Source organism: Dickeya sp. ws52 (genome assembly GCF_007210685.1).
Lineage (GTDB): Bacteria > Pseudomonadota > Gammaproteobacteria > Enterobacterales > Enterobacteriaceae > Dickeya > Dickeya chrysanthemi.
Genome location: NZ_SZVX01000009.1, coordinates 101,030 through 127,101, shown reverse-complemented (window position 1 = coordinate 127,101; position 26,072 = coordinate 101,030). Strand labels below are relative to the sequence as shown.

Below are 26,072 nucleotides of genomic sequence, written 5' to 3'. Positions count from 1 at the left end.
GGTGAGTTTTTTCAGCTTTTTTCTTCTCTGGTAGGGCAGCTAGACTGAAAAAAACATTCGAGGAGCGCAACATGATTTATTTACGCAAAGCACAAGACCGCGGCCATGCTAATCACGGCTGGCTGGATAGCTGGCACACATTTTCGTTTGCCGATTACTATGATCCCGATTTTATGGGCTTCTCCGCACTGCGGGTGATCAATGAAGATCGTATTGAGGGCGGGCAGGGTTTTGGCACCCATCCGCACCGGGATATGGAAATTCTCACCTATGTGTTGGAAGGTACGGTAGAACATCAGGACAGTATGGGCAACAAAGAGCAGATCCCGGCGGGTGAGTTCCAAATAATGAGCGCCGGTACGGGGATCCGCCACTCGGAGTACAACGCCAGCCAGGACAAACTGCTGCACTTATATCAGATCTGGGTGATCCCGGAAAAAACCGGTCTGACGCCGCGCTACGAGCAGCGCCGTTTCGACGCACCGCAGGGCCGCCAACTGGTGTTGTCGCCGGATGCGCGCGACGGGTCGCTGAAAGTGTTCCAGGACATGACGCTGTGGCGCTGGGCGCTGAAATCGCAGGAAGAATCGGCCTACCAGGCCGAGCAGGGCCGTCATCTGTGGATTCAGGTGGTGCGCGGCACCATTGAAGTCAACGGCCAGCAAGCGACGACCAGCGATGCGCTGGCGATTTGGGACGAGGCGTCCATCACCGTATGTGCCGGTGAAGACAGCGAAATCCTGCTGTTTGATTTACCGCCGGTCAAATGACGTACGACGCGCCCAAATCAAGTCGTTGGATAGCGTTTAGGTTCTAATGGGCAGAATAAAGGCAGGCTAATGAGCCTGCCTTACCGGTTTACATGATGTGCTTCGCTGCCTGTTAGCGACCTTGGCTTCTACCGGCCGGCAGGCGCAACATCCGTTATCAGGACTTGACGCTACGCACCAGCGTTTGCTTACAAATATGCCCGAAAGTCACGTATTGAACGTTGTTTCCTCCTACGCCAATACCTTCTTGAATCGGGACTTCAAGACGCCATGCGCCGAAATCAAAGGTTGTGCTCCATGTGTTGAGATAACCCCGATCATAATTATTGAACTCTGTAGTTGAGTCGGCGTAACAGGTATCTAATGTTATCGTCCCTGACGCGTTTCCGCTCGCATCAGTAGTTATAACGTGCGCTGTACTTGGATTAAACTTCAGAATAACTTTATCCCCTTGTCTTTCCGCTCGTTGGTCAAGATAGAGAACCGCGTCAACATTCGGAATCCCTGCTCCAGTCGAGTCGGCAAGGCGAACATTCCAGGTGACCGTACGATAGGCTTGAGTGGTCATAGAACCATAAGGCGTCGGCGCTGAATAGGGGATATTCAGAACAGAGCTCTCACCCTTCACGGAATTGGTAAATGAGGCAATCTTTGAACCGAAAGACAACTGATAATATTGCGTTGGCGTCGGTAATTTTGCTGGATTAGGCGACACTCTTACCAGAATAATTTCATTCGATTTTGAAGGGGTGATCGTATTCTGCTGACCAGTATTGCTGGTGACCCAGGTATTACCATCATCAGTCGAGTAGGCAATCAGCCAATAGTTATTGGCTGCATTGTCAGCGCCGACGAGTTGAAGCAGAACCTGTTGGCCGCTGATTGCGGTAAATGTGTAGTAATCGACATCGACATCACTGTCAGAGTTACCCTTGATTCGATACAAACCGTCAGGTACGACAGTCGCAAGCGATGGCGCATCATTGAGCTCATAACTATCGATATTCGTATTAACAATCGCGCCAAAGTTAAGTTCGGAGCCATCAGCTGTATTGGCTTCTATATACCAATAGTAGTGTCCGGGTTTGGTTAAGTTCAGTGTGGCCTCATCACTATTCTCTGGATTGTCAGAATAATAAATTGGCGTCAGATTGTTTTTGCCGTCATCGCTAAACAGCGTCAGGGACACGTTGGTTCCCGAACTCATACCGGTGACGAACGTTGTTGTTTTAGAGGGCTGGGTTATTTCAAAATGGTAGCAGGCGCTTCCTCCATTTTGCAGACCACTTAGCGTATAAATCGAATTCACTGCAAGGGTTGGACACAGAGGGGTGAATGTGCTGTCACTGGTCGCAGCCTGGCTGCTTGATAAGGACTTTAGCGATTTGTTTTTTGCCGCGGCCTTTGGCGCAGAGACATCAGGGGTAATAACAATGACCCCGTCTTTTTCGCTTTTAGTAAATTGATACTTATCCGATGCTTTCTGCTGTATTTTATCCGGGGCCTTGAATAAGGATATCACACCTTTATTGGGTAGTTTGTTTGTATCCTTTACTTCGACAGGGACGGTGGTCTCTGCCATCGCCGAGCCGAGACTGAATGTTAGTCCAGCCGTTATAAAAAATAAGCCAGTACGATAGAGTTTCATTTCTATAATTCCTTTTTCATCAATGACAGAAATATAACCAAACGAAAGATTGTGCGGTGCACATAAACTTCAATTTTTGTGAATGAGGGGCGACGCAGGCATTATCGTGGACATGATATTTTTACAAATATTATGTCACGTTAACAATGCCTGGTTTTTCACGTAATAATATTTCCCTATGCTCTTTTTAGCGCGTTGAGATAACTAAAAATTCCTGAAGACGGAACGGATTGAACATAAGTAGTATCCAGAAGAAAAACAGTGAAGCATCACAATAGCGCTTACATCATTTTGCTGAGAGATGCTTCAAGTGCATGTTTATACCCTTCATACTTCAAGTTGCAGGTGCGTTGGCTGCCCTCGCTCACCCCAGTCACTTACTTGTGTAAGCTCCTGGGGATGAAATGAGAGACATCCTGTCTCTCACCGGAGGCCAGCCGTTGGCTGGTCAAATTCGTTCCCGACGAATTTGTCGCTCGATTGCCGCCTTCCTGCAACTCGAATTATTTTGGGTATATACTGAATGCATACAGCTATGCATCGATTCCTTTCCATCTTTTTCCTTTCTCTTTTCGCTAGCGCGAGCATTCTCATTACGTTACTTTTTTTGTAAATAAAAGTAAAGCGTTAGAGATGAGTGTTTCTATAAAACTGACTTCGCGCTCTGTTTTTTATTACGAAGTTGTCCTGAAAGTGAGATTTCATTGAGTGTTTGGCTGCTAAAGTGTGTCTTTGCTCCGGAAGATTTATGCTGCGATACCCGAAATGCTGGAATAAAGTATGCTTTTGGGGGCGAGGGGGAAATAAGTTTATAGCTAAATTTTTATCCGGCTATTATTTTTCAAATCTAATTTGATAATCTCAATAAATAATATTATTTATTATTTCTATATCCATGGTATCTAATTGTTATATATATCTTGCTAACTATTTGTTTAGTACAATCTGCGCAGTGCCGTTCTGACGTCGGAAGTGATTCAGAAAAGCATACGCTGCGATGATATTGCGGGAGACGCCGCACTGACGGCGCTTCCCGCGGTGATGTCAGAGAGGGGCCGACCTGACTAGCCTGAAACCGATATCCGAGGTAGGAAAATTGGGGGTATGGACATCACATTCCGACAGGTTGCTAATGCGCATCAGGTAACTGCCGCCACAGAAGTAGTGCATGTTGTTCAGGCCTGTCATATGAAAATCATCGTCGATCCACTCCCAGACATTACCGGTCATATCGTATAAGCCAAGCGCATTGGGTTGCTGGCGCGCTACGGGTTGGGTACTAAAGGTCGTACTGTTGTCCTTGGGCATATTGGCGATGTGATCCGGGTTATCGCTGCCGGAATAAATCCGGCCATATAAGCCTTGGCGCAAAGCGGCTTCGCCACCGCGTGCAGCGACTTGCCACTCATTCAACGAAGGGAGGCGGTATCCGGTTGCTGCAGTATTCCTGATTACATTGAGAGCCTGATCTTGCGGTACTGATGTGATAGGTCGTCCATCGGCAGTCATGTAATACGGCGTTAACTGCTGTGAAGCGCTTAACGCGTTAGCGAAGACTATCGCGTCCCACCAGGAAAGGGTTGTGACGGGGTGCTTGCCGTTATCCTGCTCTGCAGGCAGGCAATCATCGAAGTGACCGCCGTTACAGCCATTTTCAAACGCGTAGCCGTGACTTTCCGCCCATTGGAGCACGTGCTGATATTGCGAATAGGTAATTTCTGTTCGCATGATATAAAAAGGTTTGAGGGTGGTATTGGTGTGGCTGGCATAGTCCTTGTTGCCAAAAATATTACCGACATAAAATGCACCGCCTTTGATGGCGATTTCATCAGGCATCACGTTGGGTTGCACCGCATGAGCGAACTGGCTGAGTAGTAATACGGCATAAAGAACAACATTGCGTTTCATATCGTTTGTCAATAATCCAGATTTAAGGGTTCGGGTGGGGACTGTATTTTAGGCGCGCTGCCAATGGCGGTGCGAATCGTGACTTGATATTGGGTGTGTTGAATACCACTTAGCCAATTATCCAGCTCGGAAAAGGCGTAGCGAACGTCCTTATTTTTCGCCCATTCAGGTAATCCTTCGATACGGTAGGTGTAATTAATCAACACCAACTCCGGCGAAATAGACTCATAGTGTGTGATCTGATGAAGCGCAATGCGGCCGTAACAGAAATCACCATAGGGCATAAAGTTACGCTGTCCTGACTGGGTTAATGACCATATGGCCTCATTACCTTGGTCGGTTTTTTTGACTAGTCCGGCTGAGACCAACGCATTGAGCCGCCCGGATAACCATGATGCCTCGTTACGGGGCGTTTTAACCGGCCACTTCTTTTCTCCCAGACAAGGTGAATACCAACCGTCGATAAATTCCTGTATCAGGCGTGCGTGAAAACGCAGCTGATCCGGTTGTTTCGCATTGGCATCAATAGGAGACAACACGTTAAAGAACAGAGCAAAGATAGCGAATATCGTCCAGTACTTCATAAGCAGAACCGTATTTCTCTGGGGTAGTTACCGTTTTTTCGATGACCCAACTGTAAGGAGGAACGCCAGGATCATCATGACTTTCAGCCAGTTTGTAGACCGTAATCTTGATCGGTTGCATGGCGGTCAAGTCATCCCCTCGCTTTTGTACGCTAATCAGCTTCTTTCCTTTAGGGTGATGGTAAAGCCGATAATCAAAGATATTAATGCGTGATGCCGACAAGCTATAGTCAAACCAGATGAACATATCACTATTAGGAACAGGAATAATGCTATAGCCATTGCTGTTTTTGATATAAAAACTCATCCCTCGATTCGGATGGGAGGTATTATTATCAAAAAAAGAAAGGATGGCTAAATCTTTCCTTTCGTGATTAATAAGCGAGAGGTAATTAACTCCCTGTTTTATTTTCTCCTCTTGCATACAGTTTGCGTAACTTTTTGTCGTAATGAAAACCGTTAAGATAATCGTGGTTACTCTAATAACATAAGAAAACATGAGCGTCCTTTTATTAATCAGCCAATAGGCTATGGTATCCGCCATATTGCAACTATCTCGCTCATAAATGAGCCTCGTTGCGTTTTGTCTGGTAACTTGAAGTCTGACGGGTATACAGTAATGATGTACAGTCTTTATCCCGCGGGATACGTCGTGTCAATATTATTCGGTTTCTATCTCAATATTGCTTAGAGGACGGGTACAGCAAGGTAGAATATAGCCGTTTTTTATATCATCCCGAGATATCCCTCCGGTGTGCTGCATATCTGCCTCTCCCTCAAGTAACCTGACTTTACACATACCACAATGCCCGGCATTACAACGATATCTAAGTGGTATTTCAGCCTGATATGAGGACGCGAGTATAGTCTCTTCCTCTGTAAGAGGAAATGTTTGCTGTGTATTTTTTATTTTACAGGTGAGTGTTTTTTTCATAAAACATGCCTCTTCATTCGGCGATGAAGCTCTTTTCTGATCAGTTTCCTTTCAGTTACGAATGTGGCGGAAGGAATGGCATTTTCTTCAATTCGTCTTAGAAGATACGGTAACGATTTTTTTAATGGTCCAAATGGGATGTACTTGCATACGGAAAAACCCTCATGCATCAATGACCACGTAATGTGATCTCCCATACCATAAAGCTGACCAAGCCAGATGTTTTTTTTCAGCGTCTGGCTCTGCCTTATCAATTCAAGGCTACGTTCATTATGTGTAGCGAAAAAAGGCGATATACGATCGGTGTGTTCAGCAATAAACGCAATAGCGTTATTGTAATTGTTATCCGTCTCTGTTTTTTCTGCGAAGCAATACCCATGATTGAAACGTTTTTCCTCTTCAAGATAGGCGCCCCGTACTAACTTTATGCCCAGGTGGAAATTATCATTACTTGCTTGAGTATAGTAATCTTTCAATTTTTTCAGTTTGTCTTTACAGTAAAATTGTAAAGTCAATGTCAATAAAGGGTAACTGCGATTATATGTTTTCATCATCTCGATGATGAAATTATCTACAGCAGGTTGTATCCATGATTGCTCGGCATCAATCATGATTTTGACGTTCTTTTCACTGGCGGCATCAAAAATATCGATGTACCGCCTCATCACAAGATTCCATTCTTGGCTTTGTTCTGGTGTGAGCGTTTTTCCGAAAGTTATCGCCTGATATAGTGCGATGCTACCCAGGGAAGATGGCTTAATCACGACGAAAGGGATATTTTTATTTTCGGCGGCAAGATCGATGAGAGAAAAAGTCTGATTCATTACATCGTTATAAACTGACTCTGTATTTTCACCCTCTATCGCGTAATCAATAATACTGTTGATGTTCTCTTCTTTTAATATTGATGTGGTGTTTTTTACCTGATGTAATGTTTCACCACCGAAATAGATTCCGTTAATGATTTTTAATGTTGTTCCTTTACTGATGTGTAATGCTTTCTTTAATGCATAAATGGCTATTTTCCTTGTTTTATTATTTCCGAGTAACGCCGATGATAATAATTTAAATGTCAGCGTACGGGTGCGATATCGTGCAAACACTGATGCGGTATTAATTTTTTCCATAATTATTTTCCATTTTTTAAATTCTGGCCATGGCATTAAATATAAAACAAATTACGCTAGCATGATAATGCCAGGCCAGTGAATTAATTGATTTTAATGAAATGCAGAGGTTAAATTTCTACAGTTTGACCGCGATATAAACGTCTGATGATATTATCATCATTAAATTCTTCACGTTCATGGATCACTCGTCTGTTATCCATAATCAAAAGGTCCGCATCTTCCCAGTAATGTTTATAGAAATAGCGAGGCTGTTTCATGAACTGCCCTAATTCGTCGAAGAATGCTTTTGTCTCATACTCGCTAAATCCGACGATACGAGGTTCCCAACTTGCCGGCTGGCCTTCATCAAATGGGAAGTACATCAACATTTTCCTTACCCATCCCAGATCTGTAAACACTGGAACTTTAAACCAACCGGCCGGAGAGACATCGACGTAATACCCGTGCTCCAACACGCGAACTTCAAATGTTTCCTCTTCCAAAACCCTACGGAGATGAGCGGGCATTTCCTGGCAGGCCAACACATGGTCACAGACTGTCGTCGCACCTCTGAATTTCATATTTTTAATTTCAGCGGCATAAAGGAATACCAGGTCGACTTGTGAAAGTAATAACCCACCATCCGCATGGAATGGTAATTGTCCACGACCTGTGACAATTTTTCCTTTTTCACCTTCCAGTTTTAAGGTGTCTTTATAGCCGAAGCCAACGCCAATTTTTTCATCGGCATACTCGACGACTTTGCCATAGGCGGAGTATGTGTCTCTGAATTGATTGGCATCCATGGCAATGTTTTTCACCAGCAGAAACCCTTGACGCATGAGAAGGTTTTTTATCTCTTCCGGTTTGGCTTCCATAAAATCGCTGCTATGCATTTGTGCGCCAAAACCCGAATCCATGAGTGCGGTATAATTTAACATGCTACTTATTTTTCCTCTTTTAGTACTTGTTTCCGAGAATGTGATGAAAATGCTTTTGTGCATCCCGTGCGCCAAAAGCGGCTTTATGAACCTCTTTAGATTCAATTCTTGTTTTCTCAAGGAGTTCGAGAAAACTCCGGTTAGTGGATTGTTTGGTTTTTGACAGAGCGGCATAAGGGTACGCCGCCAGTTCTTTCGCCAGCGTGAACGCTCGATCCAGTAGCTGATTCGGTTCTACTTTTTCGTTCACAATGTGGTGTGAAAGACAAAAGTCCTCATCTAACTCCTGACATTTGAAGATAATATCCTTCATCAGGTTATATCCATGGGTAAATGTCAGAATAGCTGCGCCGACAGAGCATCCGATACCATGTTTGAGCTCAGGCATCACAAAACGCGCGCCGTTCGCCATGATTCGGTAGTCGAACATCAAGGCAAACTGAAATCCCATGCCGATGGCATAGCCATCTACAGCGGCCACCGTTGGTTTATTAATGTGAAGTACCGCTTCGTAAAGGTCGATAACACGGTCAATCCAGCGCTCAACGTCAGCGCCGCCGGAAAGGTTTTTTACTTCATTAAAGTCACCGCCTGCGGAGAATGAACATCCTTTTCCTCCGTAAACAACAATAGCGTTAACCTCCGGGTCGTTATTGGCATCGTTTAATGCTGCCTTGACGGCGTTTTCCAGGGCTTGACTAAAAGGGTTATGTTTATTGGGGTGATTAAGCGTAATAATTCTTACGTTATCTCGCGTCTCTTCAATAATCATTTTTTAATCCATTATTAGTTTGCGTAGATGATCACTGGTGGCGTTTTCCAGTGAGAGAGTATTTTCCAGGAAAGATTTATAGACCCGATAAGTGAAGCGGGTTTTATGGCTATAGTTATCAACATGAAGGCCAAGTATATTAGCAAATGATTTGTTAACCGATGAACCTTCGTGAATGCCAATTTTTTTACGCCAGACAATTTCTTTGGGGAGCAGGTTTAATTTTTCGGTGTACTCTCTGAGTATGTTTTTTACTTCATTATCTTTGATTTTATAATCAGGGTTAAGGTTCCTGCAGAGAGAAATTAAATCATTATTCCAGAATGGATGGTTAAGCTGTAACCCGTAATGAGCGGCGCCATGAGAAACAAACTCTCCTGTCCAGCGAGTCCGGTAAACCTGTTCGCAGAGAATTTTATTCGGTGAGGCGTATTTCTCACCAGGTTTTAATATACCGCCAAATAATAAATCCGAACCATAGCCTGTCATCATAGCGCTTACATTGTTCTGCGCCATTCGGTAGACATTAAATAATCCCGACTGAATCTCGGCGGAGAGGCCATCAAAAATCTCATTATGGTAGATGGCCTCGATAACGCCATTGATGACATCGGCTTCCGTCAGTATTTTGACCTGATGCTCAGTGCCAAGTGCATCCGCGACCATTTGAGAGTATTCAAACTCGTTGCTGATCTCTGTGCCTATAGACCAGGTTTTGATGTGTTGAAAAAACTGGCTGGCCAGTGCAGTTACCAGGCTTGAATCCAGACCGCCAGACAGTGGAATGCCAACGGTCTGGTGCGTCTGTACCAGAGAACGAAAGGGGGCTTTCAGGTAGTTGTCGATAAGTTCGAACAGCACGTCTTTGGAAATATTCAGCTGCTTGTCGGTATTGGCAGGGTAAATATTATCACTACCCAGATATTCATAACCCTGCATATCTTTCTTTATCTGATTGATAGAGCCGGGTTTGAGTCTGATGGCATTTTTTATTGGCGTAAACGTATCTGAGTGTAGAACATGTTGTATAACTTTATCTTCAGGCATGAAATCAAAAATGCCTTTTTGAGCGACGTGACCAACAAATTTTAGCCGATCTGTTATCCAGAGTGCCGTATGATCACGAATAACATGTACAGGCATAAATCCATTGGGGTCGGTCAGTAAGGTTAATTCCCCTTTTTTATTTTCTTTAAAAAAGAAGAAGCTCCCTTCTGCCAGTGATAATGCATGTGTGCCAAGATATAAAAAAATCGTATGGAGTAATTCGATATCGCTAAGGCTCCATGCCGAAGCATCATAGCGGCCGACAAGTCCCTCAAGTAATTGTCTATTATTGACTTTTCCAATCAGGTAGAGCGTTTCGTTATCCGTTACCATTTTTTCAAATGGAGATTTATCTCCAATAAATAGGTATCCATTTTGCAAGTTTTCTATTTTTAAGGGTAAGCCCGTAATGCTTTTTTTAATGTTCAAACAGGCATCACCCTTGGCAATGCAAAAGCCATGTTTCATTTCATTTCCTTATTTTTTACAACTGATCGAATTCGGAAACAAAACTACAACAAATCATGTGGTTTTAAAATTGAAATTACATATAAAAAAATAATAAAAAGCTATCTCTTATCTTTTTATTTCATTAGTAAAAAAATTAAATTCATGGGTTATATATATTTAGGGTTTATTTATATTATATTTTCCATTCTATTTGTATTAATAATAAGCTAGCAATAAAATAAAAAATAATATAGCGGATGTTATATTTAATAGTGTCTGTTTTTGTAACCTGTGCTCAGGTACATATTCTGCTAACCATTTCTTTAGTACAATCGGCGTTTTAAGTCATGGGGATGTCAACGGATGATAAAGAAAAAAAGGCCGGGACTTCAGGATGTCGCCGACCGGGTTGGCGTGACCAAAATGACGGTCAGCCGCTATTTGCGCAACCCTGAGCAGGTATCCGAAGCGTTGCGGGGTAAAATAGGCGCAGTGTTGGATGAATTGGGTTACATCCCCAACCGAACGCCGCATATTCTCGCCAATGCGACCAGCCGGGCGATCGGCGTGCTGCTGCCGTCGCTCACCAACCAGGTGTTTGCCGAGGTGCTGCGCGGCATCGAAAAAGTGGCGGAATCGCAGGGATATCAAACCATGCTGGCGCACTATGGCTATCAGCCGGAAGTGGAAGAGCGGCGTTTGATGTCGCTGCTGGCTTATAACATCGACGGGTTGATTCTTGCTGAGCGCAACCATACGGCGCGTACCCGACAGATGATCGCGGTGGCCGGGATCCCGGTGGTGGAGTTGATGGACTCGGTATCGCCCTGCCTCGATATGGCGGTGGGATTCGATAACGTGGACGCGGCACGCCAGATGACGCGTTATATGATTGCGCGTGGTCGCCGCCGTGTCGTCTACCTTGGCGCACGTCAGGATGAGCGCACGCTATTAAAGCGGCAGGGCTATGAGCAGGCGATGGCGGAGGCTGGGCTTGCCAGCTACAGCGTGATGAGCGACAGCCCGTCGTCTTATACGCTGGGCGGCGAATTGTTGCGTCAGGCACAGGCGGAATACCCGCAGGTCGACAGTCTGTTTTGTACCAATGATGACCTGGCGATTGGCGCGATGTTCGAGTGCCAGCGGCAAGGGTTACGTGTTCCCGAGCACATCGCTATCGCCGGTTTTCACGGCCATGATATCGGGCAGACTACCGTGCCGCGGCTTACCAGCGTGCTGACGCCGCGTAAGCGTATTGGCGAGATCGGTGCGGCACAGTTGCTGGCGCGTCTGCATGGCGAGTCCCTGCCGACGACCAGCGTGGACGTCGGCTTTACCCTGCAAGTGGGAGAAAGCGTCTAGAACCGTGGCGTCAGCGTGACAACCGCGCACGTAACGCCGCGACGCATCGCGCCACGACCTGATCCATCGGGCCGTTGATATCCACGGTGATCACATCGGTTTCCGCTTCATCCGGTTCTTCCAGCGCATCAAACTGGCTTTGCAGCAGCTCGGTCGGCATAAAATGGCCGGCTCGCGCCTGATGGCGTTGCAGAATCGTGTCAAAACTGCCCTTAAGATAGAGGAATACCATGCCGTCGTTGCCGTCGCGCAGCCGATCACGGTAGCGCTTTTTCAGAGCAGAACAGACGATAATGCCGGCTTCATTTTTATGATGCAGGCTGTAGGCGGCATCGTTCAGGCGCTCAAGCCAGGGGGCACGGTCATCGTCGTTGAGCGGCTGGCCGCTGGCCATTTTCTGAATATTGGCTTTGGGATGCAGATCGTCGCCATCGATAAACTTGGCGTTAATGTCCCGTGCCAGCTGGGCACCCACGCTGGATTTTCCGCTGCCGGAAACCCCCATCAGAATAATACTTTGTCCTGACATAATTTGATCTCTATCCCAAACTGTAAATTAAATGCTTCTTACTGGTTTCAGACTTTAACATGTTACCGGTATCATGATACCGGTAACATCGTGCATTGTGATGTTTGTCACATCGGGTGATGTGTCCCCGGAGACATGCCCCTACTGTAGCGAAAGCGCCGATGAAACACCGGGAGCATTCGCAAAACATAAGAAAATCCCCCTGTTATTGCCCGATTCGCGCAGACAGGGGTTGCCGGAGATCGTTATGCCACTCGTGATTGTCGCTGTGGGTGTCGCACTGCTGTTGGTGCTGATGATCCGCTTTAAACTGAACGGCTTTATTGCACTGATTCTGGTTGCCCTGGCCGTGGGCATCATGCAGGGAATGCCGGTGCAGAAGGTGATGACGTCCATCAAGAACGGGGTGGGCGGCACGTTGGGCAGCCTGGCCTTGATCATGGGATTTGGCGCCATGCTGGGGAAATTGCTGGCGGATTGCGGCGGCGCGCAGCGGATCGCCACGACGCTTATTCATCGCTTCGGCCGTAAGCATATCCAGTGGGCGATAGTGCTGACGGGCTTTACCGTGGGGTTTGCGCTGTTCTATGAGGTAGGGTTCGTGCTGCTGTTGCCGCTGGTGTTCAGCATTGTGGCGTCGGCGCGCATTCCGCTGTTGTATGCCGGTGTGCCGATGGCGGCGGCGTTATCCGTCACCCACGGTTTCCTGCCGCCGCATCCAGGGCCGACGGCGATTGCCTCGCTGTTCCACGCCGACATGGGCAAAACCCTGCTGTACGGTACGCTGCTGGGGATCCCGACGGTCATTCTGGCCGGCCCGGTTTATGCCCGTTTCCTGAAGAAGATCGATAAGCCGATTCCGCAAGGGCTGTATAACCCGAAGCAGTTCACCGAGCAGGAAATGCCGAGCTTTTTGGTCAGCGTGATGACCGCGCTGGTGCCGGTTATCCTGATGGCGCTGCGCGCCGTGGCGGAGATGGTGCTGCCGAAGGAACACCCGCTGTTGCCGTACGCCGAATTCTTTGGCGACCCGGTGATGGCGACGCTGATTGCGGTGTTGATCGCCATCTTCACCTTCGGTTTGAACCGTGGGCGCAGCATGGACGAGGTGATGGGGACTATCACCGACTCGATTAAAATCATCGCCATGATGTTGTTGATCCTCGGCGGCGGCGGCGCTTTCAAGCAAGTGCTGGTGGATAGCGGCGTGGACAAGTATATCGCCGGCATGATGCACGGCAGCGGTTTCTCGCCGCTCCTGTTGGCCTGGCTGATTGCCGCCACGCTGCGTATCGCGCTGGGGTCCGCCACCGTGGCGGCGATTACCGCCGGCGGGATTGTCGCACCACTGATCGCCACTACCGGCGTCAGCCCGGAATTGATGGTAATTGCGGTCGGTTCCGGCAGCGTGATTTTCTCCCACGTCAACGACCCCGGTTTCTGGCTGTTCAAGGAGTATTTCAATCTGAGCATTCCGGAAACGCTGAAGTCGTGGTCGGCGCTGGAGACCATCATCGCGGTATGCGGTTTGGTCGGCACCCTGCTGCTGAGCTACGTGGTGTGACGGCCGTGGCGTAATAGACGAGATGTCATCGCGGCGGGCTGGATGTGACCGCCTCTCTCAGTCTCCGGGCGGAGACTGAGAGAACGGCCCACGGCTTACAGTTTCAGGTAGGCGCGAATGCCATCCAGGAACATCTGGGTGGAAAGCATGACCAGCACCAACCCCATCAACCGTTCCAGCGCGTTGACGCCCTTATCGCCCAACAATCTCAGGAACAGGTTCGACAACAGCAGCACGACCACCGTAATGCCCCAGGCAATGAACAGCGCCAGCGTCAGATGCGGCATCTGGTTCGGATATTGATGCGAGAGCAACATCAGCGCCGCCAGAATCGACGGCCCGGCCACCATCGGGATAGCCAACGGCACCAGAAACGGTTCGTCGCCGGCCGGTAGGCCGCTGGTAAAGCCTTCCTGCGTTGGGAAAATCATGCGGATGGCGATCAAAAACAGCACGATACCGCCGGAGATAGACACGGTTTCCGTGCGTAGATTCAGTATCGCCAGAATCTTCTCGCCGGCGAACAGGAATACCAGCATGACTCCCAGTGCGATGATCATTTCTCGAATCAGCACCACGCGTCGCCGTTTGGGATCCAGATGTTTCAGTACGGACATAAACACCGGCAGATTGCCGAGCGGATCCATAATTAACAGCAACAGGACGGTTGCCGAGATCATTTCAGTCATGGTGGTGGTTAGCTCCTCTCATCCCTTGTCTTCTGTTAGACACATTAGGTGTGTTGCTGAAAACGTCCGGGTCATCGAATAAATTCACTTGCGACTTCTGATACATTTTGTAAGGTTGACGGACATCACTTAAAACTATGCTCCCTGCCTGAAACGGCAGTCGGATTGCTTTTTGTCACCCCCAGGCAGGACGGTTACCATGAAAAATGTTGGTTTTATTGGCTGGCGCGGAATGGTCGGTTCGGTACTCATGCAGCGCATGGTGGAAGAACGCGATTTTGATTTAATCCGCCCGGTATTCTTTTCTACGTCGCAGCACGGCCAACCGGCGCCGGCGTTGGGCGGCCAGCAGGGCACCCTGCAGGATGCCTACAATCTGGACGCGCTGCGCGCGCTGGATATCATCATCACCTGTCAGGGCGGCGATTATACCAATGAAATTTACCCAAAGCTGCGTGAAAGTGGCTGGCAAGGGTACTGGATCGACGCAGCATCCTCTCTGCGTATGAAAGATGACGCGATTATTATTCTGGACCCGGTCAACCACGGCGTGATCCAATCCGGCCTGGACAACGGCATCAAAACCTTTGTGGGCGGCAACTGCACCGTCAGCCTGATGTTGATGTCGCTGGGCGGCCTGTTCGCCAATGATCTGGTGGAGTGGGCGTCCGTTGCGACGTATCAGGCGGCATCCGGCGCGGGTGCGCGTAATATGCGCGAGTTGCTGATCCAGATGGGCCAACTGAATGCTGAAGTCGCCAGCGAATTGAGCGACCCGGCTTCCGCCATTCTGGATATCGAACGCAAAGTGACGGCATTGTCGCGTGGCGGTCTGGACGTGGAAAACTTCGGCGTACCGCTGGCGGGCAGCCTGATTCCGTGGATCGACAAACAACTGGAAAACGGCCAGAGCCGCGAAGAATGGAAAGGCCAGGCGGAAACCAACAAGATTCTCAACACCGCCAGCACCATTCCGGTTGACGGTCTGTGCGTACGCATCGGTGCGCTGCGCTGCCACAGCCAGGCTTTCACCCTCAAGCTGAAGAAAGATGTGTCGATTCCGGACATCGAGCAGATGCTGGCGACTCACAATGACTGGGTGAAAGTGGTGCCGAACGACCGCGAAATCACCATGCGTGAACTGACTCCGGCGGCAGTCACCGGTACGTTGTCCACGCCGGTGGGGCGCCTGCGTAAACTGAACATGGGGCCGCAGTACTTGTCTGCCTTTACCGTCGGCGACCAGCTGTTGTGGGGCGCCGCCGAGCCGCTGCGTCGCATGTTGCGCATCCTGCTGTAATCTCGTTCCGCCTAAAACGCGCTCTTGCCGGGCGCGTTTTACTTTTTCCGGATATCCCCCGTTACGCGTACGCTCCTGTTTGTCCGTCAGGGATTCTGTTTGTCCGTCAGGGATTTGTTCGCCGCTTTGCGTTGCATCACGATCATCATGATGAACCCCGGCATAATGGGGCGACTTGCGCGACGCCGCGCCGGAAGACCTTTTTCGTTTTTTTGTGAGGCTGACACTGACATGCAACGACTGACGATTTCTCTGGATGACCCGCTGGCTGAGGCGCTGGATGCGCTGATGCTGCGCAAAGGCTATGCCAACCGGTCGGAAGCGTTTCGCGATATGCTGCGGCGCGAGCTGGGCGAAATGACGGTGGCGCAGGATAAAAACGCCGAGTGTGTGGCGGTGCTGAGCTATGTGTATGACCACCACGAACGCCAGTTGTCGAGCCGGCTGGCGGGGATGCAGCATGAACATCATCACCTGACCGTTTCCACCATGCACACGCACCTCAGCCATGACGAGTGTGTGGAAACCGTGATCCTGCGCGGCCCCACTGAGCGTGTAGAGCAGTTTGCCGCGTCGGTTATCGCTCAGACCGGCGTGCGCCACGGCCGGCTGAACCTGATCCCGATGGAGCAGGCCGCCGCTAAGGAATAACGAAATAAATGCAGCAACACCGGTGTTATCGTCAAGCCGGTTTGCGGGCAGGCTGGCGTCAGCGGCGGTCGGCGCGTGGCGAAAAATCGCCGGAGAGACTCATTAACTGTATGAATTATAAATAATACAAAATATTTTCCCGCCGAAATAATATATAACGCTTGCATTCATTGCGGATGAATGCGTTAATGACGCCACGGTTTGTTAGTCAGACCTATTTATGCAAAGCATTTTACTAAAGCAGTCCTCAGTCCAAGCGTTATCCCTGATATCACTTCCCCTGAATCTCTTTTTTTCTTGCTCATAAGTATTTCCTGCATTGCAGACCCATGTTGCCCTCAGAACGGGCTGGAAAAAAATTACGAGGTAGTATGATGTCTAATAAAATGACTGGTTCAGTAAAATGGTTTAACGAATCTAAAGGTTTTGGCTTTATCAGCCCGGCTGATGGCAGCAAAGACGTATTCGTGCATTTCTCTGCAATTCAGAGCGATAGCTTTAAGACCCTGTATGAAGGTCAGAAAGTAGAATTCGTTATCGGCAACGGCCCGAAAGGTCCTTCTGCTGAAAACGTAGTAGGGCTGTAATTCTTCCCGGGTAATCATCGCTTACGATCGCGAGGATGGCGTGAGCCGGAGCAGTGAAGTTGATGTGTTACCCTGGTTCGCCTGAGAGCGGCTTCCCCACAAGGGAAGCCGTTTTTTATTGTCAGGCCAAAATCACCACCCTGGGCGGGGGTGATTGTTTAGACGTTATCGCTGCTCGCTTATGCCATCCGTAGCGGTACGCGTACCTTTACGCGGGTAAAGCGATTCGGCTCGCTGGTGACGGTGATGCCGTAGTGATGGCCGTAACGTGCTTTAACGCGTCGATCCACCAGATTCATCCCCAGTCCGTCGCTGCCGTTGCGCGGGTAATAAGCGCCGGCGTTGTCCTCTATCGTGAGTTCCAGCATATTGGCGTGGGTGCGCGCGTCGATACGCAGGCGGCCGTCATCCAGCATGTGGGAAATACCGTGTTTGATGGCGTTTTCCACCAGCGGCTGTAAAGAAAAAGCCGGTAGTCTGGCGGATCGGAGCGATAAAGGAACGGCGATCTCCACCGTCAACAGGTTGGTGAACCGCGCTTTTTCAATGTCGAGGTACGCGCTGATATGCTCCAGCTCATCGCCGAGTGTGACTTCGTCGCCGCTGCGCTTGAGATTTTTGCGAAAAAACGTCGACAACGACAGCACCAACTGGCGAGCCTGGTCTGGATTGCGGCGAATAATCGCCGACAGCGTATTCAGGGTATTGAACAGGAAATGCGGGTTGACCTGCGCGTGCAGCAGCTTGATTTCGGATTGCGCCAGCAACTGCTTCTGTTGTTCGAAACGGCCGGCGAAAATTTGGGCTGACAGCAGATGGCCGATACCTTCCCCCAGCGTCCGGTTGATACTGGAAAATAACTTGTTTTTCGGCTCATACAATTTGATGGTGCCGACCACCCGCTGTTCTTCGCCACGCAGGGGGATCACCAGCGTCGAGCCGAGCTTACATTGCGGCGAAACCGAGCAGCAAAACGGTATTTCGTTGCCATCGGCGTACACCACTTCATTGTTGTCGATAGCCTGATGGGTGTGGGATGAGGTAATCAGCGTGCCGACTCTGTGGTGCTCGTCGCCGATGCCGATAAACGCCAGCAGTTTTTCCCGGTCGGTGATGGCGACGGCGCCGACGCCCAACTCTTCATACAGTATGCGGGCGACCCGCATACTGGTTCCCGGATTAAACCCCTGACGCAGTATACCTTCCGCCCGGGCGGCAATCTGCAACGCGCGGGCGGAAAATGCCGAGGTGTACTTTTCAAACATTGCCCGGCGGTCCAGCAGGATCCGCATGAACATTGCGGCTCCGATGCTGTTGGTAATCATCATCGGCAAGGCGATGCTTTTGACCAGCATCAGCGCGTCGCCAAACGGGCGCGACAGCAGCAGGATGATGCTCATCTGCACTATTTCCACCAACAGGGTGACGGCGGCGATAACCAGCGGCTGGAATAACAGGTCGATGCGGTGGTGACGAATCATATAGCGGTGCAGCAACCCGCCGACCAGCCCCTCCAACGTAGTGGACACCATGCAGGCCATCGCCGTCATGCCGCCCAGTGAATAACGGTGCAATCCGCCGGTGAACCCGACCAGCATACCGACCGAAGGGCCGCCCAGTACACCACCCAGCAGCGCGCCGATGGCGCGGGTATTGGCGATGGAGTCGTCGATATGCAGGCCGAAATAGGTGCCGAGAATGCAGAACATGGAGAACGTCAGGTAGCAGATAAGCTTGTGCGGCAGATGGAGCGTGACCTGCGTTAGCGGAGTGAACAGCGGCGTTTTACTTAACAGATAAGCGATGACCAGATAGACGCATGTCTGCTGCAGCAATGACAGAATTAACTCAACCTGACTGACCATAAACGACCTACCTCCCTGTTTGATCAAGTCATTCTACGCGTAGGATCTCAGGGTAACCCAAACGAGATCAATATTCGCTAACGCTATGATTAATTATTTTTTCTTATGGTTATCAGGCGTAAAAATTTATCCAATATCTCAAATATTTTCCCTTTTCTTGACTAAGCTGAATCTTAGGCTTACCTGAAGAATACTTCGCAGCCTAGATATTACTGTGATGTTTCATTTTTTCAGGTCGGTTTTCTTTTTTATGGGGCAGGCTGGTTCCTTTTTTGTTATTGACGCAGGGCATTCGCATACTAATAAACGTGCTGAAGAAATGACCTGTCTCTTTAACATCTTTACTTTATTTAGATGGTTAATTCAGAGGACGGATGCCATGTCAGGATTTTCCGATCGGAACATCATTAATCTCCTTTTTTCCGGCCATTACGCCGATCCTTTTGCAGTATTGGGTATGCACGTCACCTCGTCAGGCCTGGAAGTTCGTGCGCTGCTTCCGGATGCCAGCGATGTACACGTGGTAGACGCACACAGCGGACGTAAAGTCGCACACCTGCAGCGCCTGGACCCGCGCGGTTTTTTCGTTGCAGTGATCCCTCGTCGTAAAAAGCCGTTCAGCTATCGGCTGGCGGTGACCTGGCAGCAAGATACGCATGTGATTGACGACCCTTATCGTTTTGGCCCGTTGTTGCAGGAGCTGGATATCTGGCTGCTGGCGGAGGGGCGCCATTTGCGGCCGTTTGAAACATTGGGCGCGCATCCGTCCACGCTGGATGGCGTCGGCGGCACCTGCTTCGCCGTCTGGGCGCCGAATGCTCAGCGGGTGTCGGTAGTGGGTGATTTCAATTTTTGGGATGGGCGGCGCCACCCGATGCGGCTGCGGCGCGAGAACGGCGTGTGGGAGCTGTTTGTGCCGGGCGTCGGGGTCGGGCAGTTGTACAAATTCGAAATCATCGATTGCTACGGCAATGTGCTGGTGAAATCAGACCCGTATGCCTTCGCCTCTCAGATGCGGCCGGATACCGCCTCGGTGGTCAGTGCGTTACCGCCCGCGTTGCCGGTGGATGAGGCGCGGCAATCCGCCAACGATTTACAGTCGCCTATTTCCATTTACGAGGTGCATCTGGGGTCATGGCGGCGGCATGACGACAATAATTTCTGGCTCAGTTACCGCGAACTGGCGGACCAACTGGTGCCGTACGTTAAAGACATGGGGTTCACCCACGTTGAACTGATGCCGGTGCATGAACATCCGTTTGACGGCAGTTGGGGTTACCAGCCGCTGGGGCTGTATGCACCGACCCGCCGCTTCGGCTCGCCGGAGGATTTCCGTTATCTGGTCAGCGCCTTTCATGAGGCGGGCATCAATGTGTTGCTGGACTGGGTATCCGGCCATTTCCCGGCGGACAGCTACGGTCTGGCGCGGTTTGACGGTACGGCGCTGTATGAATATGCCGACCCGAAAGAGGGTTACCATCAGGACTGGAATACGCTGATTTATAACTTCGATCGCCATGAGGTGCGTAACTATCTGGCGGGTAACGCGTTGTACTGGACGGAGCGGTTTGGCGTCGACGGGTTACGGGTAGACGCGGTGGCATCAATGATTTACCGCGACTACAGCCGCCGCGACGGCGAATGGGTGCCGAACTATTACGGCGGCAAGGAGAACCTGGAGGCGATCGGCTTTTTACGTTACACCAACCAGATGCTGGGCCAGAACCGTGCCGGAGCCGTCACCATCGCCGAAGAGTCCACCGATTATGCCGGGGTGACGTTGCCGCCGGAACATAGCGGGTTGGGTTTTCACTATAAGTGGAACATGGGTTGGATGCACGACTCGCTGGCCTACATGCAACAGGATCCGGTGCATCGTAAATACCACCACGACCTGCTGACCTTCGGCATGTTGTATGCCTACAGCGAGAACTTCGTCCTGCCGCTGTCGCACGATGAAGTGGTACACGGCAAACGTTCTTTGCTGGATAGGATGCCGGGCGACGCCTGGCAGAAATTCGCCAACCTGCGTGCCTATTACGGCTTCATGTGGGCTTATCCCGGCAAGAAGCTGCTGTTTATGGGCGGCGAGTTTGCACAAGGGCGGGAATGGAACCACGACACCAGCCTGGACTGGCACCTGCTGGATGAGCCCGAAGGCTGGCATGTCGGCGTGCAGCAACTGGTGCGCGACCTCAACCATTGTTATCGCCAACACCCGCCGCTCTATCAATGCGACTACCTGCATCAGGGATTTGAATGGGTGGTGGTAGACGATCGCGAGAACTCGGTATTCGCCTTTATCCGGCGTGATGCCGAGGGCAACGAGATATTGATTATCAGCAACTTTACGCCGGTCCCCAGAGAGGGATATCGCGTCGGCATTAACCAGCCGGGACACTGGCGTGAAGTGCTGAATACCGATTCCATGCATTACCACGGTAGTAACCTTGGCAATCAGGGATTAGTGCGTAGCGAAGCGGTGGGCAGCCATTCCCGCCCACAGTCGCTGGTGTTAACGCTGCCGCCGCTCTCCACCTTGTATCTGGTGAAGGAGGCGTAATGGTTGAGCTGCTGGCGGGTCGGCCGCGACCGTTAGGTTCTCATTTCGATGGCGAAGGGGTGAACTTCGCGTTGTTCTCATCCAGGGCATCGCGGGTGGAGTTATGTATTTTTGACGGGCTGCGGGAGCAGCGTCTGCCGTTGACGGCCCGTACCGGCGATATCTGGCACGGTTATCTGCCGGATGCGCAACCGGGGTTGTGTTACGGCTACCGGGTCGACGGCGCGTTCGATCCGCAACGCGGTCTGCGCTTTAACGCCAACAAGCTGCTGCTTGACCCTTGCGCCCGGCAGATGGACGGCTGGGTAGTGGATGACGAGCGGCTGCATGGCGGCTATGACTATCCCGATGCGGTAGACAGCGCCGAGGTGATGCCGCGCAGCGTGGTGGTGGATGAGCGCTACGACTGGCAGGGCGATGCGTTTCCGCGCACGCCCTGGAGCCAAACGGTGTTATACGAAGCGCATGTGCGCGGGTTGACGCGGCGACATCCGCGTATTCCGGCGGCGATACGCGGTACTTACGCCGCGCTGGCTCACCCGGTGATGCTGGATTATCTGACGAAGCTGGGCGTGACGGCGCTGGAGTTGATGCCAGTCCAGCAACACGCCGATGAACCGCGTTTGCAGGCGATGGGGCTGCGCAATTACTGGGGTTACAACACGTTGTTGCCGTTCGCGGTGGACAGCAGTCTGGCGGCCGGCGACGAACCGCTCAACGAGTTCCGCGACATGGTGCGGGCGCTGCATAACGCCGGGATCGAGGTGATTCTGGACGTGGTGTTCAATCACAGCGCGGAGCTGGATGCCGACGGCCCGACCCTGACGTTGCGCGGTATCGACAACGCCAGCTACTACTGGCTGACGCAGGACGGCGCTTATCACAACTGGGCTGGGTGCGGCAATGTGCTGCGGCTTGAACATCCGGCCGTGTTGCAGTGGGTGATTGAGTGCCTGACGTTCTGGCATGAAACCTGCCATGTGGATGGTTTTCGTTTTGATCTGGCGACGATTTTGGGGCGTATGCCGGACTTTTCCTCTTCAGCCCCGTTCTTTACCGCCCTGCGTAATCATCGGTCGTTGCGCAACTGCAAGCTGATTGCCGAACCCTGGGACATCGGCCCCGGTGGTTACCAACTGGGCAAGTTTCCGTCGCCGTTTGTCGAGTGGAACGACCGTTTTCGTGACGATATTCGCCGTTTCTGGCTGCACGGCGATCTGCCTGTCGGGGTGTTTGCCCGCCGTTTCGCGGCTTCCAGCGAAGTGTTTGAACGCAACGGCCGCTTACCCTGGGCATCGGTCAACATGCTGACTTCCCATGACGGTTTTACCCTGCGCGATCTGGTGAGCTTCAACTACAAGCATAACCAGGCCAATGGCGAACAAAACCGGGACGGCACCAACAGCAATTTCAGCTTCAACCATGGCACCGAAGGGCTGGAGGCGGACGAGGCAACGCAGGCGCGGCGTCGCGCCAGTCAACAGGCGCTGCTGACGACGCTGTTGTTATCGCAGGGCACGCCGATGCTGCTGGCCGGCGACGAGTTCGGCAGCAGCCAGCAAGGCAACAATAACGCGTATTGCCAGGATAACGCGCTGGCCTGGTTGCACTGGGAAACGGCGGATACCGAGTTGATCGCGTTTACCGCCGGGTTGCTCCGCTTGCGTCGCGCTATCCCGGCGTTACAGAAGGCGGGCTGGTGGCGTGACGACGAAGACGACGTACGGTGGCTGAATGCACAGGGAGAGCCGCTGACGCCATACGAATGGGAACAGGGCGAACACCGGTTACAAATTCAGCTTTCTAAACACTGGCTGCTATTGATCAACGCCACGTCGCAGACGAGTGATTTTTCTCTCCCCAAAGGGGAGTGGCGGGTCGCTCCACCGTTCGATGCTGCCGACCATCCGCTCAATGAGCGGGTTTGGCGCGGGCAGGCGAATGCGGTGTGTGTACTGGTAAAAAAATAAAAAAAAGGAGTCTGACATGGTGAGTACCGAGAAACACGATCCTCTAATGCTGGCCAGACAGTTGCCCCTGAAATCCGTCGCGCTGATTTTGGCGGGAGGACGAGGGACCCGGCTGAAAGATTTGACGGCGCACCGCGCTAAACCCGCGGTACATTTCGGCGGTAAATACCGGATTATCGATTTTGCGCTCTCTAATTGCCTGAACTCCGGCATTCGCCGGATTGGCGTGATTACCCAGTATCAGTCGCACACGTTGGTGCAGCATATCCAGCGCGGCTGGTCGTTCCTGAATATCGAAATGAATGAATTTGTCGATTTGCTGCCGGCGCAGCAACGGCACGATGAAAACGATCACTGGTATCGCGGTACTGCCGACGCCGTATGCCACAACCTGGATATTATCCGGCGCTACGGGGCGGAGTACGTGGTGATTCTGGCCGGCGATCACATCTACAAGATGGATTATTCCCGCATGTTGCTTGACCACGTGGAGAACGGCGCCGAGTGTTCAGTGGCCTGTATCCCGGTGCCTATCAAGGAAGCACACGCGTTTGGCGTGATGAGCGTGGATAAAGACAATCGCATTATCAGCTTCGACGAAAAACCCGCCAACCCGGCACCGATGCCGGATGACCCCGATATGGCGCTGGCCAGTATGGGGATCTACGTATTCAACGCCAAATACCTGTACCGGATTTTGGAAGCGGATGTGTGCACCTCGGAGTCCAGCCATGACTTCGGCAAGGATCTGATCCCAAAAATCGTCGCGCAGGGACATGCCTGGGCGCACCCCTTCACGCTCTCCTGCGTCACCTCTTCGGATAACGCGCCGCCGTACTGGCGGGATGTCGGCACGCTGGAAGCTTATTGGCGCGCCAATCTTGACCTGGCGTCGGTGATGCCGGAACTGGATATGTACGACCATAACTGGCCGATTCGCTCGGCGATGGCGGCGCTGCCGCCCGCCAAATTCGTCCAGGACCGCTCCGGCAGCCACGGGCTAACCATGAACTCGCTGGTATCCGGCGGGTGCATTGTTTCCGGCTCGGTGGTTACGCACTCGGTGCTGTTCCCGCGGGTACGTATCAACTCCTTTTGCAGTATTGATTCATCGGTGCTGCTGCCGGATGTCAACGTAGGGCGTTCATGCCGTCTGCATCGCTGCATCGTCGATCGGGCCTGCGATATTCCGGAAGGGATGGTGATCGGCGAAAACGCGGAAGAAGACAGCCGTCGCTTTTATCGCTCCGAAGAGGGAATCGTGCTGGTGACGCGCGCCATGCTGGCCAGGCTCAAGCCCTGATCTGAACGTAACCGGCCGTGGTCGGCCGGAGGATTGATGCTGCCCGCGAGCTGGCGCGGGCGGCGGAATGGGAGACAAGATGCGGGTATTACACGTGTGTTCGGAGCTATTCCCCTTGCTGAAAACCGGGGGACTGGCGGATGTAGTGGGAGCATTGCCCAGCGCGCAGATCGCGGCGGGGATGGATGTACGGGTGCTGTTGCCGGCGTTTCCCGATGTGAAAAAAGGTATTCCGGATGCGCAGGTGGTGCGGGAGCTGGATACGTTTGGCGGTCATGTCACGCTGCGTTACGGTCATTACAACGGAGTAGGCATCTATCTGATAGACGTTCCTCATCTGTATGACCGGGCTGGCAGCCCGTATCACGATACCTCGTTGTTTGCTTATTCAGACAATGTCGTGCGTTTCGGTTTACTGGGTTGGATGGGCGCGGAAATGGCCAGCGGCGCGGATCCGTTCTGGCGTCCCGACATTGTTCATGCCCATGACTGGCACGCCGGGTTGGCCTGTGCCTATCTGGCGGCGAAAGGCCGACCGGCAAAATCGGTATTTACCGTCCATAATCTGGCTTATCAGGGATTATTTGATGCTCGTCACATGTCGCAACTGCGGTTGCCGCCGGAGTACTTCAGCATGTACGGGTTGGAGTTCTACGGCCAGATCTCGTACCTCAAAGCCGGGCTGTACTATGCGGATCACATCACTACCGTCAGCCCGACCTATGCGCATGAGATAACCCAGCCCGAATACGGTTACGGTCTGGAAGGGCTACTGAAGTCTCGGGAAGAAGCCGGCCGCTTGTCCGGCATCCTCAACGGGGTGGATGACGATATCTGGAATCCGGCGCACGATTCGCTGCTGACGGCGACGTATAGCCGCGATGAGCTGGCGCGCAAGGCGGAGAACAAACGGCATTTGCAGACGGCGATGGGGCTGAAGGTGGACGACCGGGTGCCGGTGTTCGCCATCGTCAGCCGCCTTACCAGCCAGAAAGGGCTGGATATCGCGTTGCAAACCGTCACGAGTTTGCTTGAACAAGGTGGGCAACTGGTGGTGCTGGGGGCGGGCGATGCCACCTTACAGGAGGGTTTTCTGGCGGCGGCGGCGGAGTATCACGGTCGCGTCGGCGTTCAGATTGGTTATCACGAAGCGTTTTCGCACCGCATTATTGGCGGTGCGGATGTGATTATGGTTCCTAGTCGGTTCGAACCTTGCGGTTTGACCCAGTTGTACGGCCTGAAATACGGCACGTTACCGCTGGTCAGACGTACTGGCGGGCTGGCGGATACCGTGGCTGACTGCTCGCTGGAAAATCTGGCCGATGGCCTGGCGAGTGGTTTTGTGTTCAGCGATTGCAACGTAGCATCGCTGTCGCGGGCGATTCGTCGGGTCTTTGTGTTGTGGTCGCGTCCTTCGCTCTGGCGTTATGTTCAGCGTCAGGCAATGGCAATGGATTTTAGTTGGCAGGTCGCAGCCCAAGCCTATCGTGCGCTTTATCAACGTCTGTGGTAGTACGCATCAGTGG

The 26,072-nt window shown here is 51.5% G+C and carries 22 protein-coding genes; 10 read left to right on the top strand and 12 right to left on the bottom strand.

Annotation, left to right across the window (positions count from 1 at the left end):
* Window positions 1–71: 71 nt before the first annotated feature.
* Window positions 72–770 carry a pirin family protein gene (locus FDP13_RS10705; RefSeq protein WP_143839425.1) on the top strand — a complete coding sequence of 233 codons (699 nt, stop codon included), beginning with the start codon at window positions 72–74 and terminating at the stop codon, window positions 768–770.
* Window positions 771–927: 157 nt separating this feature from the next.
* Here FDP13_RS10705 and FDP13_RS10700 read toward each other — a convergent pair whose 3' ends face one another.
* The 9 genes from FDP13_RS10700 to FDP13_RS10660 all read right to left on the bottom strand — a co-directional run bounded on the left by FDP13_RS10700 (window position 928) and on the right by FDP13_RS10660 (window position 10,181).
* A complete protein-coding gene (locus FDP13_RS10700) occupies window positions 928–2,418 on the bottom strand; it encodes an emp24/gp25L/p24 family protein (RefSeq protein ID WP_143839423.1) in 1,491 nt (496 codons plus the stop codon).
* A gap of 1,044 nt (window positions 2,419–3,462) precedes the next feature.
* The gene (locus FDP13_RS10695; protein ID WP_234424401.1) at window positions 3,463–4,254 is read right to left on the bottom strand and encodes an SUMF1/EgtB/PvdO family nonheme iron enzyme; all 792 of its coding nucleotides are present in this window, start codon (window positions 4,252–4,254) and stop codon (window positions 3,463–3,465) included.
* Window positions 4,255–4,334: 80 nt separating this feature from the next.
* Window positions 4,335–4,910 (bottom strand): hypothetical protein, encoded by a 576-nt coding sequence (locus FDP13_RS10690; RefSeq protein ID WP_027710678.1) that lies wholly within the window; start codon window positions 4,908–4,910, stop codon window positions 4,335–4,337.
* Window positions 4,867–5,409: a CpmJ protein gene (locus FDP13_RS10685; protein WP_231389519.1), complete on the bottom strand. Its 543-nt coding sequence runs from the start codon at window positions 5,407–5,409 to the stop codon at window positions 4,867–4,869. The genes FDP13_RS10690 and FDP13_RS10685 overlap by 44 nt, the downstream gene beginning before the upstream one ends.
* Before the next feature lie 162 nt (window positions 5,410–5,571).
* Complete coding sequence (locus FDP13_RS10680) at window positions 5,572–5,844, bottom strand: 2Fe-2S iron-sulfur cluster binding domain-containing protein (RefSeq protein ID WP_012767992.1); 273 nt, start codon at window positions 5,842–5,844, stop codon at window positions 5,572–5,574.
* Window positions 5,841–6,971 (bottom strand): proline dehydrogenase family protein, encoded by a 1,131-nt coding sequence (locus FDP13_RS10675; RefSeq protein WP_033575472.1) that lies wholly within the window; start codon window positions 6,969–6,971, stop codon window positions 5,841–5,843. The genes FDP13_RS10680 and FDP13_RS10675 overlap by 4 nt, the downstream gene beginning before the upstream one ends.
* Before the next feature lie 110 nt (window positions 6,972–7,081).
* Entirely contained in the window at window positions 7,082–7,894 is an 813-nt protein-coding gene (locus FDP13_RS10670; RefSeq protein ID WP_012767994.1) for a TauD/TfdA family dioxygenase, read from the bottom strand.
* Between the two features lie 19 nt (window positions 7,895–7,913).
* A complete protein-coding gene (locus tag FDP13_RS10665; RefSeq protein WP_012767995.1) occupies window positions 7,914–8,666 on the bottom strand; it encodes an enoyl-CoA hydratase/isomerase family protein in 753 nt (250 codons plus the stop codon).
* Window positions 8,667–8,669: 3 nt separating this feature from the next.
* A complete protein-coding gene (locus FDP13_RS10660) occupies window positions 8,670–10,181 on the bottom strand; it encodes an asparagine synthetase B family protein (RefSeq protein ID WP_033575473.1) in 1,512 nt (503 codons plus the stop codon).
* Window positions 10,182–10,529: 348 nt separating this feature from the next.
* Between FDP13_RS10660 and gntR the strand changes: the two genes are divergently transcribed.
* Entirely contained in the window at window positions 10,530–11,525 is a 996-nt protein-coding gene (gene gntR / locus FDP13_RS10655; protein ID WP_027710684.1) for a gluconate operon transcriptional repressor GntR, read from the top strand.
* Between the two features lie 10 nt (window positions 11,526–11,535).
* Here the strand turns inward: gntR and FDP13_RS10650 are convergent, their stop codons facing one another.
* Window positions 11,536–12,054: a gluconokinase gene (locus tag FDP13_RS10650; protein WP_027710685.1), complete on the bottom strand. Its 519-nt coding sequence runs from the start codon at window positions 12,052–12,054 to the stop codon at window positions 11,536–11,538.
* A gap of 247 nt (window positions 12,055–12,301) precedes the next feature.
* On the opposite strand from FDP13_RS10650, the gene gntT reads away from it, so the two are divergent.
* The gene (gntT, locus tag FDP13_RS10645) at window positions 12,302–13,618 is read left to right on the top strand and encodes a gluconate transporter (RefSeq protein ID WP_012768000.1); all 1,317 of its coding nucleotides are present in this window, start codon (window positions 12,302–12,304) and stop codon (window positions 13,616–13,618) included.
* 95 nt (window positions 13,619–13,713) lie between these two features.
* Here gntT and FDP13_RS10640 read toward each other — a convergent pair whose 3' ends face one another.
* Window positions 13,714–14,307: a YhgN family NAAT transporter gene (locus tag FDP13_RS10640; RefSeq protein WP_012768001.1), complete on the bottom strand. Its 594-nt coding sequence runs from the start codon at window positions 14,305–14,307 to the stop codon at window positions 13,714–13,716.
* Between the two features lie 199 nt (window positions 14,308–14,506).
* Here FDP13_RS10640 and asd point away from each other — a divergent pair, with 199 nt between their 5' ends.
* The 3 genes from asd (at window position 14,507) to FDP13_RS10625 (ending at window position 16,845) form a co-directional block, all read left to right on the top strand.
* Window positions 14,507–15,607 carry an aspartate-semialdehyde dehydrogenase gene (gene asd / locus FDP13_RS10635; protein WP_143839420.1) on the top strand — a complete coding sequence of 367 codons (1,101 nt, stop codon included), beginning with the start codon at window positions 14,507–14,509 and terminating at the stop codon, window positions 15,605–15,607.
* A gap of 231 nt (window positions 15,608–15,838) precedes the next feature.
* A complete protein-coding gene (gene nikR, locus FDP13_RS10630) occupies window positions 15,839–16,258 on the top strand; it encodes a nickel-responsive transcriptional regulator NikR (protein WP_012768003.1) in 420 nt (139 codons plus the stop codon).
* A 374-nt stretch (window positions 16,259–16,632) separates the two neighbouring features.
* Window positions 16,633–16,845, top strand: coding sequence for a cold shock domain-containing protein (locus FDP13_RS10625; protein ID WP_012768004.1), 213 nt, complete (start codon window positions 16,633–16,635; stop codon window positions 16,843–16,845).
* 179 nt (window positions 16,846–17,024) lie between these two features.
* On the opposite strand, the gene FDP13_RS10620 is transcribed toward FDP13_RS10625, so the two are convergent.
* Complete coding sequence (locus FDP13_RS10620) at window positions 17,025–18,710, bottom strand: sensor histidine kinase (RefSeq protein ID WP_033575475.1); 1,686 nt, start codon at window positions 18,708–18,710, stop codon at window positions 17,025–17,027.
* A gap of 379 nt (window positions 18,711–19,089) precedes the next feature.
* Between FDP13_RS10620 and glgB the strand changes: the two genes are divergently transcribed.
* The 4 genes from glgB (at window position 19,090) to glgA (ending at window position 26,059) form a co-directional block, all read left to right on the top strand.
* Window positions 19,090–21,273 carry a 1,4-alpha-glucan branching protein GlgB gene (gene glgB / locus FDP13_RS10615; RefSeq protein WP_143839419.1) on the top strand — a complete coding sequence of 728 codons (2,184 nt, stop codon included), beginning with the start codon at window positions 19,090–19,092 and terminating at the stop codon, window positions 21,271–21,273.
* Entirely contained in the window at window positions 21,273–23,243 is a 1,971-nt protein-coding gene (gene glgX / locus FDP13_RS10610; protein WP_143839418.1) for a glycogen debranching protein GlgX, read from the top strand. The genes glgB and glgX overlap by 1 nt, the downstream gene beginning before the upstream one ends.
* A 16-nt stretch (window positions 23,244–23,259) precedes the next feature.
* Window positions 23,260–24,546 (top strand): glucose-1-phosphate adenylyltransferase, encoded by a 1,287-nt coding sequence (glgC, locus tag FDP13_RS10605; protein ID WP_012768008.1) that lies wholly within the window; start codon window positions 23,260–23,262, stop codon window positions 24,544–24,546.
* A gap of 79 nt (window positions 24,547–24,625) precedes the next feature.
* A complete protein-coding gene (gene glgA, locus FDP13_RS10600) occupies window positions 24,626–26,059 on the top strand; it encodes a glycogen synthase GlgA (protein ID WP_012768009.1) in 1,434 nt (477 codons plus the stop codon).
* Window positions 26,060–26,072: the final 13 nt, after the last annotated feature.